The organism is Enterobacter sp. CPE_E863 (assembly GCF_046521465.1).
In the GTDB taxonomy this organism is placed as follows: domain Bacteria; phylum Pseudomonadota; class Gammaproteobacteria; order Enterobacterales; family Enterobacteriaceae; genus Enterobacter; species Enterobacter adelaidei.
Window position 1 is genome coordinate 2,696,976 of sequence record NZ_JBKFZX010000001.1, and the last position, 12,672, is coordinate 2,709,647.

The window sequence follows — 12,672 nt, forward strand, 5'->3', positions numbered from 1 at the left end:
GGGTCCTTATTTGACTAACGCCGCCAGGGCGATTTCAAGTGAATTGATGGTTTCAGGTTTGATGTCTTCGGCAGCGCCCGGCGTACCGTCGTTGGTGGTGACAGCGCCAGGCATGCCACCGGATAAGGCTTTAATGAGTTTTCTTCGCTCAGAGCGCGGGGTGTTGGTCTTGGCCAGCAATGCATCAAGTTTGCGAAGCGCAGCTGCAGGCGATTCGTCGCCGTCGCTGACCGCATCAGCAGAAAGCAAGCTATCTGCCAGCCCCTTCGCCACAGCATCACTGCCACCGATATAGCTTTCCGCGTCCATCAGCTTCTTCACAGCGGCCATATCAAGGCCGGAGCGCGCCGCGTAGATGTCAGCCATAGCGGTATCGAAAGGTTCCAGTGACTGTGCCAGTTCTGCAAAATCATGGCGGTTTCCCATCGCGTATACCCAGCAGTTGTGGATCATCAGGAAGGCGCCGCGGCCAATCTGAATATCATCCCCGGCCATCGCAATTATCGAGGCGGCGCTGGCGGCAATGCCCAGCACCTTCACCGTTACACGGCCTTCGTATTCGCGGAGCAGGTTATAAATAGCCAGACCTTCGAACATGTCGCCGCCCGGTGAGTTGATATTCACCGTGACGTCGGCGCCGTTCATAGCCCGAAGCGCACCGGCAATACGTTTAGCTGTTACCCCTTCGCCCCAGTAGTCCTGCCCGATAACATCAAAAACAGAAATGCTGCTATCGTCGGTGGCCGCCGCTTTGATCCCGCCGTCCCAGCGGTCCAGTGCGGATGGTAATGTTTCACAGGTAACGCGCGCGCAGGGGCGACCCGCCGGTGCTACCGGAAGTTGTTTTTTGCTCATCAGGAAAGTGCTCCTAAGCGGCCTGTTTCAGTGGAGATTGTTCAAAGGAAATATCGGGGAATACGTGGTTATGCAGCTCTCGCAGGGCCAGTGCCTGAACAGCAGGGTTGCTGCTTTCGAGATTTTTCAGTTGCGTCAGGTTGAGTTGAACGGTGTAAATGTCACCCCCTTCAATCGGTGGCATGTTCTCAAGACGACGAACATCATTACGGGACATCCAGCCATTTTGAAGCGCGCTTGTATAATATGCCGCGCGACCGGCACTATCGGCTCGCAGTAGACCTTCAACAGAGAATTCTGCAAACACTTCGTCATCGCTGTCGAGTAGGCACCGGCCAATTTCCTGCTCAATGTTCACCAGTAGCGGTCGAAGTGTATGAGTCAGAAACTGCAGGTTCATACCTTCCAGGCTAGATGCCCAGCTGCTTTGTTTTGTGGTGTGACCAACCATGAAAGGAGGTACGCGAAACCAGCGGCAGATTTCCTCAATACTGAATGAGCGGCTTTCCAGCATCTGGGCGTCTTCAGGATTCATGGTAACGCCCTGGTATTTGAGCCCTCCCTCCAGCACCATTATTTTTCCGGCATTCTTTGAGCCTGTGAACTTTGCCATGTATTCCCGGAGCCTTTCCCTCTGCTCATCATTTAATGCTTGCTCCGCTGTCAGGAATCCAGAACTCTGTAACCCTTGCTCGAATATTTTTGCCGCAGACTCTTCTACCGCCATTGCAGAACCGATCACATCCCGGCCAGTCTTCATAGGCATCATGCCGCAAACACCATCCAGGCCGAACCCGCGAATGTGCATGATGTTTTTTACCGGAATTACGCGCTCGTTTCCGTTTTCAGTGTATTTGTATTCCAGCGCCCCTGTAGTGAGACGTTTAACCACCATGTTCTGTGGTAGCAAAGGCACCAGCGAAACCAGGCGGTTTGCTATGAACTTCTTCTCAATGAAGGCGTTACCGCGCAGGCAAATACTGGCGACCACCATCAACATAAAGCGTGATGGTGTCATTTCTGAATTGGGTCGGCGGCACAGTATCGAATAGGCCGGATGATCGGTTGCCGCTTTACGCGAACCGTCAGGCTGTCGAACGTATATTTTCAGCGGAAGGGTTGAAATAGACTCGCTTAACAGTCTTACGCATGCCCAAACAGCCGATAGCTGGATGGCTTTATCGGCCGTTACCACCTTTCCGCTGCTGCTGGTACCAAACCATTCCTCCCAGAACGTGCCGGTAGTCAGGCTGATAGGCACACCAAGCCAGTTAAGCAGAGCGCTTTTCACCCTGCCTGGCTGTTTATTTTTTTTCATCAGAAACCTACCATGATGGGATTATTGAAGAATCCGGAGAGATCCTGCTGGTCGTTGCCACCGTTAACCAGAACTCGGCTCATTGCTGTGAACAATGCCGCCGGGCCATCAATCTTGGCCTCTGGTGTGGACTTGTTCGGGAAAATGTTCTCGTTCCGGTCAGGTTTGACGGTTACGTTGGACATCATCCAGTTCATTACCGGGTGATTGCTGTGATGGAAGCGGCCACCGTATACCAGTGCTTCGACCTCTTTCATCGCCTCAGAGAAATTGCGAACCGTCTGCGGCACTTCCACCAGCGGCAGCCCTTCTTCTGCCAGCGCAAGGCTGAACTGCGTCGCACTCCACGGGTCGAATCCAATTTCTTTCAGACTCTCGCCAGCAACCCACACCTGCAGCTCTTCCTTAATCTGAGCATGGTCGATTACATCCCCGTCTGTAAGGATCAGCTTGTCCATCTCGGCCCACTTACGATAGAGCTCTGCCATCTGGCGTGAACATTTCTCAAGGCGTCCTTCCGGCAGCCAGAATTTAAAATCCGCATGAACGTGGCCACCTGGCGCGCGCCAGACTTTAGCGGCTGCACAGATATCAATTTTGTTTGAAAGGTCAACGCCCACCCAGGAGGGATAGGTTTTAAGTTCGTGCTGCGGGGCGATAAACTCGCATTTTTCCCATTTCATCATGTCCATCCAGGCAGACTCAGCGGTAACCCAGATATTCATATGTTTGGTGAAAAAGTTAATCCTGGCCGAAACCTGCTCTTTCGCTTTTTTAGCCAGGCGGCGTAGGTCATCCCAGCGCTTACAGGTACCCAGCCCCGGATTCGCCTTCTGCCAGACTTTTTCATCAAAGGGATCGTCACCTTCATCTAAGGTGTAGATGATGGCAAAAAACGTATCGTCTTTAACCAGGCCGCGAAGGACCTTGATTGCGTAATCGCGTAGTTCGTAACAGATACCTTCTTTGTTGAATCCGGCGGTGGTGATACCGAAAAGTAGCGATTGCAGGCGCGCGCCTGTGGCCGTCTCCAGAACGTCCCAGACGTCACGGGTTTTATGAGCATGCAGCTCGTCGACGATAGCACAGTGGATGTTCAGGCCGTCGAGGTTGTTCGCATCTGATGATAAAGGCTCGAATTTGGAGGCCGTTTGCTCCTGGTAGATAGCAAGCTTGTTGAATTCGAAGATCCGCCCAAGAGTAGCTTTCGCCTTCTTGACCATATTTTTCGCGTCTTCAAAAACAATTCGCGCCTGGTCACGGGTGGTTGCAGCGGAATAAACCTCCGCCCCGCCCTCGCCGTCTGCGCCAGCCATATAAAGCCCCACGCCGGAGCAAAGTGTTGATTTGGCATTTTTACGGGCCACCTCAACATCTGCTGTACGGAAACGCCGAACCATCACCGGCCGACCGCTGCCGTCGTTACGCAGGACGGTTTCCCCCGTCTCTTCGTTAACCAGCGGGATAACAAAACCAAAAATATTAATCAGGATGAAAACATGCCAGTCCATCAGCTCAATCGGCTGGCCTGCCAGCGCGCCTTTTACATGAGGCACAAAATTATAGAAATTCAGAATGTGCTGTGCGCGCGGCTCACTGAAGAAAATACCGCGCTCTTCGCCGTGTGCCAGATCGTCAAGAAAACGCTGGCAGGCAAGGCGCAAATACTCACAGGCAATAATTTCCCCCGCCACCACCCTCTCGGCGTAGCGGATGCCTTCTGCAACCTTAGCCATTAATCCCTCGCTTTCATAAACTCGGTCAGCGGATCAACCGCATCAGGACCTTTGGCATTCACCTTAGAACGGCTGGCTGGCGTCATGCCAAACTCACCGAGCATGGCGCGCAGACGTTTCCAGGCATCAGCTTTCATGATGGCCGCCGGGTGAGCCTTGATCAGCACATCCCCGCTCTGTGTTTCGGTCCGGTAGGTGTAGCCCTCAACTTCAAGCGTGTCGCAGTGATGCCGGTATTCGGTATAGGCCTCAACCAGCAGCTCAAGGGCTCTGGCGTCCAGCTGAGACATCACACCGATAGCATCAAGCTCGTCGGCCATCCGTTTAAACCAGTATTTCCCCTGCTTGTCGAAATGCTTCGGCGTTGGGGGTACCCCTGAAGGGGGTTTTGGTTCGTTCTCATTGATCGGGCGTTTTGATGGGTTACCCCTCACCAAACGTAGATGGGTCGGGGTTTTCGGTGGTCCAGACATAATCGAAAACTCCTATTAATCATCGAATGGGGGATCCCATAAAAAAGTTTTCTAACCTGCGGCGATGTGAAAAGAGGTTAGGCGGCGGTCCTTTGGCGCGTCGTTCCTGAACTTTCAACCCGCCCTCCCCCTCGGTTGATTCAAATGAGAATTGATGTCATTTGAGTCTTTCAACCGCTGTCTTCGCCCTGTGGCAAGGCTTGCAGAGGCTTTCGAGATTGGAAAGGTCATCGGTCCCCCCATTTGCTTTGGCGGTGATGTGGTCCACCGTCTCAGCGGGTGTATACCTTCCATTTCGCAGGCATTCCTGACAAAGGTGTTTATCTCTGTCGAGAACGATTGGGCGCAGCCTGTCCCACTTGCTGCCATAACCTCGCTGATGCCTGCTCTGTCCTCGCTGATGCTGCTGCCAGCCTTCGTTAAGGTGCCTGGGACAATAGCCTGAGCGGTCAGTAGTTGTGCCAGGGCAACCACGCTTGCGGCATGCTCTCGGTATTAACGCAGGCATCAGGCTAACCTCCACGCCCGGCGGCGTTCCGTTCGTGGCGCTGAGTCAGGGTGACGCTCAACCGGCTCGCCGTCAGCATGGTCCACCAGCGAGTAACACGGATAGATCACTGAGCCACCCCAGGCATCACCCACTGCAAAATCGGCAGGCTTATCACTGTCCCATCGAGATAGCACACGGCTTATACGGTGAGGCGGCACGCTGTAGCAAACGCCATGAATCAGGCGAGGAAACGAAATGAATTCATATAGAGCTTTATCAGCAATGATTAGCCGTTCGGCTATTTGCATCTGATACTGAGGAGGCCGACCAGTACCGAGGTAAAAACTCAGAAGGTCATCTGGGCAGCGCACTAACCAGTCGGTTACCTTTTCGGTGAATCCGGGTACCGGCAATGCGTCATCTTCCAGCACCACTACCCGGCAGGGTTGGCAGGCAGCCCACTCAAGCGCGCGTCGATGATTCCAGTTCGCGCCGTGATTCCCTTCATCGATAAGCAGGTGTGCACCAAGTTCGCCGGCCAGCAATGCTGCTGAGGCAAAGCGGGAATGATGGCCAACCACAACAAACTTCACTTGTGGCGAAACCATGCAACCTCCTTACCGAAGCCGTCAGTTTTAAAGATGGTGTGTACTTTAGGGCCAGTGACGATTCGATCACCGAATGACTTTGCGGCCATACCGAACGCGCCCATATCCACCAGCGTTGCGGGTGCAGTCTCCATCTTCCAGAAGCGATGGCTCTCTATCCGGTAGTAAAGGCGGATGACCCGGTGTGCAAACTCCATGACGTCCTCACGGCAGCCACCAAGCAGACCAGCATTAAGCAAAGGTTCGTCGCGGTGCTGATCCAGAAATTGTTGGTATGCACTGCCGTGGTGATTGATCCTCATCCATTCGTCGGCATACGTCTTATGCTCTGAGCCCACATAAATTTTACCCGGCGCCATTTCTGCCCAAGGCTCTCGCAACATTTCGACGTCAGTACCGTCCGTACACCAGACAAGATGATACTCAGGGTGCGCACGCAGAAACTGATAGATGTGAAGCCAGCGAGCAAAGTAAGGGCTCATGTCCACCAGCGGGACTTCAAACAGGCCGGCACCAGTCGGCGACTCTTTTAATTCGTCAGCCAGGACAATTGGCAGCGCACCGGATATTGAATCTGCCCAAGCCTGCAGAACCTGCGGGTCGGGTTTCATCTTCCCGGCACGCTGTGGGTCTGGCTGGCTTGTGAGCAGCGTCGTAATCACCAGATTTGGATTGGTACCGTATGACGCGAATCCGGTATAACCACTATCGCGCCGGGCGTTGAATATACCGACGTTTCTTTTTACCAGTGCCTCTCGGTCAGGCCGTGGAATTGAGCGCGCGCCCTCTTCGTACTCATCCATTGAGTGAATCAGCTTTTCAGAGCCAATTACATCAGCGAACGCCCACGACGTTAAACCAGCGTTGTGAATCCGAAGCGCCAGATCGGGATGCTCGTACATGCCGCGACCGTATACCGGATCGAATCCTCCAACCTTCTCGATGGCGCTGCGGTGGTAGTAAAGCATCACGCCGCGCTGCCCGGTGTAAGCAACATGCTTATCATCACGGTACAGCTCCGCCATGTCGTGCAGCTTATTGCGCCCGGCCAGATCGAGGAACTGGTAAGCCAGGTGCGGCTCAGGTGATTCGATGTAGGGAAGATGCCAGTTATCGGCGATAGGCCAGGCATCATCATCCCACAGAAAAAGATGCTCGCATCCAGCATCCATCAGGGCAGACAGGCTGGCGTTCTTCGAAGCAACAATGCCGAGTGATGTATCATTGCGAAGCAGCTGCACGCCGTCGGGCACTACCGCTGCAGGTTTTGAACCATCATCGACAACCACCACCAGCGCACCGGCTGGCAAATGCTTCTGGTGCTGCTCAATAGCACGCTTTAAAACGTCTGCCCGGTTGTGGGTAGTAATCGCAATGCCAATCCGTGACGCTGAAGCACAGGCTGGCAAATACGGGACACCATCAATAGTGACCTGCATAATTTCTCCATCAGGGTTTATAGACGCTTAATGGTGACCTTCCCGTAAAGCGAACGGCGCTTCACTTCGCCGTTCTCTGCCGTCATATACCCGCGCTCATCGGGTACAGCGGCAATCACCTCGCCTTTTTCATCATCAGCCGTGAATACGTGCTTAACTTCTACGCCATCGAGATAAACGGCATATCGCTCCTGAGCTGGGTTAATTCTCCTACCGGGATCGTTATCCAATACAGTGATACGCATAAAGCCTCCCGTCAGAATCCGCGCCGTAAGGAATTCCAGATCGTGCCGCCTGGCTGCATTGCTTGTTGCACAGTTTCTTCCACAACCTTTTTAATGACCTGCTGTAAGGCTGTCTCTGGCGCTTTTCCTTTTTCGTCAGCATTAATCTTCACGTTATAACTCGTAGACAATACGCCATCGCTGATCAGCGCCTTGTGGATGTATGCCTGTCCGGATTTATCGACAAACCAGCCCCAGCTAATGCCTTCTATTGGGCAACAGCAACGGATATCTCCCCCCGGCTTATCTACAGGTGAGCCGATATAACCACCGGCAGGTACACCAAAGCGCGTATTTACCAGATGCTTAATAGCAAACTCCTGCCCTTCAGCTGTCAGGAAGGTGAAATAATTTTCCTTTTGATACTCCGTCGCGGTATGGCGTGTTTCAGCGAATCCCAACTCTCGAAGCTCAGCGGCACCAGATTTAGCTGGCAGGTCACCAGACTGAAGCGCGCCACGGAAAAACAGCGCATGCAGAACATCCGTCGCCGCGCCGGACAACGTAATAATTTTCTGACCCATGATTTATTTCCTTTTAGGCGTGAGCCTGTCGCACGGCAAAGCCGCCGAAAGTTAACGGTTTGCCCAGGCTCACAGCTGAAAGACTTTCTTTGATGTGCGCGTGCGATGCGCATGGATTTGACTATTTGGTGATGCTTACTAACTGATCACCGAGTGTTGCCGTTTCCCGTATTTCCTGTACAACGTAGGAGGCATGTTCAGGGCTGACGGCGTGAATGATGAAGGAGAACGGGCGACCATCAACGTCTGTGAAATTAACCTGGAACGGATACCAGATATTTCCTTCGTGATGGACAATTTCAGGTTTGTTTGCCATTCGCTTATCCTTTAATGGGGATAACCATTATCAAGCCCACCAGCAGGTGAGCTTTGTAATGGCTAGCCGAGCTTAGCTCGAACCAGTGCATCTTTGGCTTCAAGTAGCTTGCGTAAGCCTGCTGACTTTTCCGCGCTATCTGGCAGGGTTTCGTCCATCAGTGCCGCGAGATCACCGATTGGCTTACTCACTTCTTGCAGGTGAGACGGGAGATGCTGATACGCGAAATACTTCATGATTGGAGATGACATTTTTTATCCTCAGTCCATATATAAATCGTCATTAAGACGACGACGGTTAGAGCTGCTGGCGTTGTGCGGGCAGGCGTTAGAATTGTGACCGGTGATGCCGCAGTAGCTACAGCGCAGATTCACCCGGCGAGCGTTGCCACTCCATGTATGCGGGCAATTTTCGCGGGTGTGCAAACCCGAACCACAAAAGGTGCATCGCGTGTAACTCATGGGCTGACCTTCTCGCAGTTCGCCTGCCACGCTTTGTTATGCGCCAGGATGTCTTTCTTCGTCTGGCGGTCCATAACGTCGATGTCGTGATCAGTCAGGTAGAGTGGCTTTACCCAGTCACAGGCGGTATCAACCACCACCGGGACGCTTCCACGTGTAGCGCAGCTCGCGATCAACATCGTCATCAGGCATGCGGTTAACAGTCTGCTGTACATTGCTGGCCTCTTTCGTTGCTTCTACCCGGCGTTCGGCTACTGCTTCAGTGGCTGCGGCCTTTTCTTCTGTGCGCTGCTGGTCTGCTTTGGCTTCCGCTTTGCTGGTGCCGCGTGAATGACCAATGCCAAAAGCACCAGCGATAGCAGCCATGACCAGCGCAGCAAGACCAATGATTGTTTCTAATCCCATATCAACCTCACACCAGTACCGTTTTGGCCTGACCGAAGCGAGCGCGACGATCTTCCAGTCCGTTCGTTCCGCCGTTGATAATCTTCGTCACCTGCATCAGGTCGCCGGAGTACTTCAAGCATCCCTTAGTGGCGAAGAACCACGCCGCGCTTCTGGCTGCATAAATGGGCTCCGCTAACAGCTCAGGCTGTTGAACCAGATCGACCTTCAGGGCATTCCCGCAGTCACGATAGTTATCCAGGAACGTGATGCCGATGAGTCCACGCCCTCGGTATTTCCATCCATCACCAGGCGCGTTGTTACCGTAGCGTTTGCTGTATACCAGGTTAGCAATGGCACGCTGACGCTCAATCGGTAATGCTCGCTCTTCAGCACGGCGGCCTAACTGGTTGGCCTGATCTTGTGTGATGCGTCCCGCACGAATGAAATTTGTTAATCCTACTACGCTGTAGTTGAAGTTTTCCTGAAGCCTGGTGAACCCTGTCGACTCATGCCCAGCCTGAGCAATGAACATCGCTTGGTCTACCGGCTTGGTGATACCGAACTCTTTCATCGCATCGCTGATTGGCTGAAACCAGCGCACGGCTAACTCAGCGCTTAGCCCAGCCGCCTTTTGAAATTGTGATTGGTTCATTAGTGCCTCAGTACATCAACCAGACGCGCTACGTTCCCCCGAGCCCATAGAACGGCAGCGCATATCAGGACGTTCACCAGCACCACGAACCAGTGTGATTCATGGTACAGGCCGAACAGGTAACGGAAAGGGACGCTGGCGTATACCAGCACCGTGAAATAAGCCATCAGCGATATAAGAGGGCGATGTCTCGCCCCACCGCGCTGGTAGAACATCAGTGCAATAACGATAACAGCAGAAATAATTGCGTTTGCCATCGCACTCGGATCACTTGTTACCATTGCTGGCCCCTCCACCACGTAAACGCGAGAGAATTCCAAACAGGCTACCCAAATCCTGACTGTTGACGAACGTCAGCAGCTTAATAGCAATAGCGGCTACGATTACCGCGCCCAGCGCATCAAGTGGCCTGTCGCTATACCCCGTCCATTTGGAGAAGTAAGAGCCAAGCAGTGGAGCGCCGATAACGCCGAAGATGAATGAGGTGATGAAGTAGCCCACCAGCTTAAGACGACTGATGTTAACCGCCGTGGCAACGTAGAACACCGCGCCAGCGAACGCACCAAACACCACACCGTAATCAATGCCGGTTGCCAGGCCAAACATACTGGCTCCCATCAGACCACCAGCTGCAACTGTAGTGCCAGAAACAGGATCGGACATTTAGCCCCCTCTTATTGCCGTGAGTCCTCTCAGAACGAGGGGAAACAAAAAAGGCCGCCCGTAGGCAGCCCTTAAAATAAAAAACCCGCAGCAGTGGCGGGTTTATGTTTTGTTCTGTTGCTCAGTACGCTTTACTGTCCCGAGCCTAACACAATTTAAGCACTTTCTTGCTCACTCTGCAACTTAAATCTGTCGCTATTTGTGCCAAACGCATCACAAAGTGGAGCGTACAGGATCGATTCTGCCAAACTTACCCATGTGTCGATGCGGCGGCGGCAAGTGATTAGAGTCCAGTCAGGGTGTTTTGCATTCAGCTCATTTGCCATCTGCAGTTTGCTCTTGCGCAGCCGGTGACGGTCAACCATTACGCCATACAACCCACGGTATTCATCATTCATCAGGACCGAAGCAATAACACCATCCACCTTTAGCCCCTCTTCGTCTGAGCAGAACGCCAGACCGCTTTTGTTTTTGCTGTCGAGGATTTCGCGCAGGTAAGCTTCCAGTTCAGGTTTAGTGATGCCGGATTTCTTCATGCGGCGCAGCGCATCGTTGATTGCGGTCTTGGTAATTTTCCCGGACGCAAGCAGCTGGTTGAACATGTTTCCGCCTGAGCCACCACCGATATAAGACCAGCGACCCCACATACGGAGCTTACCCTGTACCCAGATGCTTTCGAGAGTGCGAAGGCGAACCATCTCGCCGGATTTGCCAACTTCTGAAGGATTGATCATGTTGCGTCTCCACTTACGCCAATACGCCGATTTCCAGCGCGCGATCTAAAAACCGAAACAACAGCCACAACTGGTCGCCGTGCTTCGCTTCAAATGCCACAGGATCAGCGTGCAACTCATTGTGATGCGCTCTGCACAGCGGTATCACAAACAGGTCATGCGCTTTGGTACCCATTCCACCCTGCCCGTGGCCAATCAGGTGGTGGGGGTCGTCTGCCGGGTTATTGCAGCAACTGCACTGCTGCGACTTCACCCAGCGGGTGTACTTATCGTTCTCCCAGCGGCGGCGCTTTGGCCTCAGCATGAAAGATTCCGGTGATTCTGGATCGACCTTCACCGAGACAACCTTCTTAACTTTCTCCTGGAGGATTTCAGTCGCCGGTAATGATGGCACAATGTCGCTTTCCCGCATCACTGAGCTGTGCGATTCTGGCTTAATCCTGAGTGCCTGGTTAGCCACTGATTCAGGAATCAGGTCAGCCAGATCGTTACGTACCATCCACCAGCAAAACTCCGGCAGCGTCAGGGTGTGGTCAGCGCCAAAGCCCAGCATAATATTCACCCTTTCGAGCAGCCATTTTACCAGGTTCTGCATGGCAATTCCTGCCAGTCTTTCAGTGTTTTGTTCACGTAACTGGTTATCACAACCCCAGCAAAGGCGAATGCTTCCGGGGGCGTGGCGTAGCAGTGTGAAGTTCTTTGAGTGCCATTCGTTGTGCGGCCACTGACATTCGAATTTACGTTCTAGCCAGGCATCAAGTCCACTCAGTCCACCAGCACGCTGAATAACTCGCTCGTTCTGGAAAAGCTCCTGCATACTGACATCATCTGTCAGTGGCTGGTGCGCTTCCGGAATAAGTCCAGATGGCAGGTGCTTTATTGCTTCGGAAGGCGTTTCAATCAACACCCGGCCACGACGAAACAGCCACAACAATTCGTTACCTGGGCGGAACAGTACCACCCCGGACATTGGCGCAACTTCAGGTGTCAGTATGGCTCTCACGCAATTTGCCCCTTAGAGATATGTTCAGCCCACAGCCCGCCAATCCAGCGAACACCTTTTGCTGTAAAGCGCGACTGATTGAATGCGTAGTTGGTCTGGTTAGTGGTCCCGGTCTTCACTTCAAAGCGCCCTGCTTCGATGTGTTTGCTCTTCGGCGTAAGCACGCGGTTCAGGCGGTACATGATGCCGTTCTCAATGAGGAACATAGCGAGCTCTGGCTCTTTGACATTAAGAAGCTTGGCAACCTGCCGGAACGTCATTGAGCCAGTGGCTTTGACATAGCGATCAACAAATTCAGCCTTAGGCGCTGCTATAGCCAGTTCTTCACTAAGGCGTTGCTTCTGTTCGGCAAGGTCAGCGGCCAGGCGGAGTGCTTCAGGAAGCGTTTGAGGTACCACCATCCCGGCTCCGTTCTCCAGTTCCTGCCAACGATCAACCAGACGAGCAGTAAACTCCGGGCACAGCTGCGCAACGATCACATAGCTGTCTCGCTTGTTAACTTCGTAGTAGTGATAAACCTGCTGGTTCTGCGGGTGGGTGTACTGCATTGCAGCATACCCCCCAATAACACCAGAGTTCATGAGGCGCTCAATGGTCACACAGACATTGCTGTGACGAGAGTCGACCAGTTTTGCAATCTCACGGCTGGACATCGTTATTTGCGGTCCCATCGCGGCGGCGTGGTGAGTCGGACACATTACGGTGATATTCATCTGATTCATGCTCTTC

Annotated in this window: 20 protein-coding genes; all 20 read right to left on the reverse strand. The window is 53.1% G+C overall.

The window, feature by feature from the left end; all coding sequences use genetic code 11:
• Window positions 1-6: 6 nt before the first annotated feature.
• Window positions 7-855: a head maturation protease, ClpP-related gene (locus tag ACLHV8_RS13305; RefSeq protein WP_410376935.1), complete on the reverse strand. Its 849-nt coding sequence runs from the start codon at window positions 853-855 to the stop codon at window positions 7-9.
• Between the two features lie 13 nt (window positions 856-868).
• Complete coding sequence (locus ACLHV8_RS13310; RefSeq protein WP_410376936.1) at window positions 869-2,173, reverse strand: phage portal protein; 1,305 nt, start codon at window positions 2,171-2,173, stop codon at window positions 869-871.
• Window positions 2,173-3,909 carry a terminase large subunit gene (locus tag ACLHV8_RS13315; protein WP_410376937.1) on the reverse strand — a complete coding sequence of 579 codons (1,737 nt, stop codon included), beginning with the start codon at window positions 3,907-3,909 and terminating at the stop codon, window positions 2,173-2,175. The genes ACLHV8_RS13310 and ACLHV8_RS13315 overlap by 1 nt, the downstream gene beginning before the upstream one ends.
• Window positions 3,909-4,382: a phage terminase small subunit P27 family gene (locus tag ACLHV8_RS13320; protein ID WP_053528461.1), complete on the reverse strand. Its 474-nt coding sequence runs from the start codon at window positions 4,380-4,382 to the stop codon at window positions 3,909-3,911. Before ACLHV8_RS13320 ends, ACLHV8_RS13315 begins: the two co-directional genes overlap by 1 nt.
• 157 nt (window positions 4,383-4,539) lie before the next feature.
• Complete coding sequence (locus ACLHV8_RS13325; protein WP_143346703.1) at window positions 4,540-4,890, reverse strand: HNH endonuclease; 351 nt, start codon at window positions 4,888-4,890, stop codon at window positions 4,540-4,542.
• Window positions 4,890-5,480 carry a hypothetical protein gene (locus ACLHV8_RS13330; protein ID WP_410376938.1) on the reverse strand — a complete coding sequence of 197 codons (591 nt, stop codon included), beginning with the start codon at window positions 5,478-5,480 and terminating at the stop codon, window positions 4,890-4,892. The genes ACLHV8_RS13325 and ACLHV8_RS13330 overlap by 1 nt, the downstream gene beginning before the upstream one ends.
• Window positions 5,462-6,919, reverse strand: coding sequence for a glycosyltransferase family 2 protein (locus tag ACLHV8_RS13335; protein WP_128299499.1), 1,458 nt, complete (start codon window positions 6,917-6,919; stop codon window positions 5,462-5,464). The genes ACLHV8_RS13330 and ACLHV8_RS13335 overlap by 19 nt, the downstream gene beginning before the upstream one ends.
• A gap of 17 nt (window positions 6,920-6,936) precedes the next feature.
• Window positions 6,937-7,164, reverse strand: a complete 228-nt coding sequence (locus tag ACLHV8_RS13340; protein ID WP_128299500.1) for a hypothetical protein — start codon at window positions 7,162-7,164, stop codon at window positions 6,937-6,939.
• 11 nt (window positions 7,165-7,175) lie between these two features.
• On the reverse strand, window positions 7,176-7,727 hold the full coding sequence (locus ACLHV8_RS13345) for a hypothetical protein (RefSeq protein WP_410376940.1): 552 nt from the start codon (window positions 7,725-7,727) through the stop codon (window positions 7,176-7,178).
• A 121-nt stretch (window positions 7,728-7,848) separates the two neighbouring features.
• Window positions 7,849-8,043: a hypothetical protein gene (locus ACLHV8_RS13350; protein WP_219976892.1), complete on the reverse strand. Its 195-nt coding sequence runs from the start codon at window positions 8,041-8,043 to the stop codon at window positions 7,849-7,851.
• A 62-nt stretch (window positions 8,044-8,105) separates the two neighbouring features.
• Window positions 8,106-8,294, reverse strand: coding sequence for a hypothetical protein (locus ACLHV8_RS13355; RefSeq protein ID WP_022648762.1), 189 nt, complete (start codon window positions 8,292-8,294; stop codon window positions 8,106-8,108).
• Window positions 8,295-8,303: 9 nt separating this feature from the next.
• Window positions 8,304-8,504 (reverse strand): hypothetical protein, encoded by a 201-nt coding sequence (locus tag ACLHV8_RS13360; RefSeq protein ID WP_410376941.1) that lies wholly within the window; start codon window positions 8,502-8,504, stop codon window positions 8,304-8,306.
• Window positions 8,501-8,683, reverse strand: a complete 183-nt coding sequence (locus tag ACLHV8_RS13365; RefSeq protein ID WP_410377046.1) for a hypothetical protein — start codon at window positions 8,681-8,683, stop codon at window positions 8,501-8,503. Before ACLHV8_RS13365 ends, ACLHV8_RS13360 begins: the two co-directional genes overlap by 4 nt.
• Window positions 8,634-8,909: a hypothetical protein gene (locus ACLHV8_RS13370; protein ID WP_410376942.1), complete on the reverse strand. Its 276-nt coding sequence runs from the start codon at window positions 8,907-8,909 to the stop codon at window positions 8,634-8,636. Before ACLHV8_RS13370 ends, ACLHV8_RS13365 begins: the two co-directional genes overlap by 50 nt.
• A gap of 7 nt (window positions 8,910-8,916) precedes the next feature.
• The gene (locus ACLHV8_RS13375; RefSeq protein WP_410376943.1) at window positions 8,917-9,543 is read right to left on the reverse strand and encodes a glycoside hydrolase family 19 protein; all 627 of its coding nucleotides are present in this window, start codon (window positions 9,541-9,543) and stop codon (window positions 8,917-8,919) included.
• The gene (locus ACLHV8_RS13380) at window positions 9,543-9,824 is read right to left on the reverse strand and encodes a phage holin family protein (protein ID WP_023330778.1); all 282 of its coding nucleotides are present in this window, start codon (window positions 9,822-9,824) and stop codon (window positions 9,543-9,545) included. Before ACLHV8_RS13380 ends, ACLHV8_RS13375 begins: the two co-directional genes overlap by 1 nt.
• Window positions 9,811-10,206 (reverse strand): phage holin family protein, encoded by a 396-nt coding sequence (locus ACLHV8_RS13385; RefSeq protein WP_022648767.1) that lies wholly within the window; start codon window positions 10,204-10,206, stop codon window positions 9,811-9,813. Before ACLHV8_RS13385 ends, ACLHV8_RS13380 begins: the two co-directional genes overlap by 14 nt.
• 155 nt (window positions 10,207-10,361) lie before the next feature.
• Window positions 10,362-10,940, reverse strand: coding sequence for a DUF1133 family protein (locus ACLHV8_RS13390; protein ID WP_410376944.1), 579 nt, complete (start codon window positions 10,938-10,940; stop codon window positions 10,362-10,364).
• Window positions 10,941-10,953: 13 nt separating this feature from the next.
• Window positions 10,954-11,943 (reverse strand): DUF968 domain-containing protein, encoded by a 990-nt coding sequence (locus tag ACLHV8_RS13395; protein ID WP_128348808.1) that lies wholly within the window; start codon window positions 11,941-11,943, stop codon window positions 10,954-10,956.
• The gene (locus ACLHV8_RS13400) at window positions 11,940-12,656 is read right to left on the reverse strand and encodes a phage antirepressor KilAC domain-containing protein (RefSeq protein ID WP_410377047.1); all 717 of its coding nucleotides are present in this window, start codon (window positions 12,654-12,656) and stop codon (window positions 11,940-11,942) included. The genes ACLHV8_RS13395 and ACLHV8_RS13400 overlap by 4 nt, the downstream gene beginning before the upstream one ends.
• Between the last annotated feature and the right edge of the window lie 16 nt (window positions 12,657-12,672).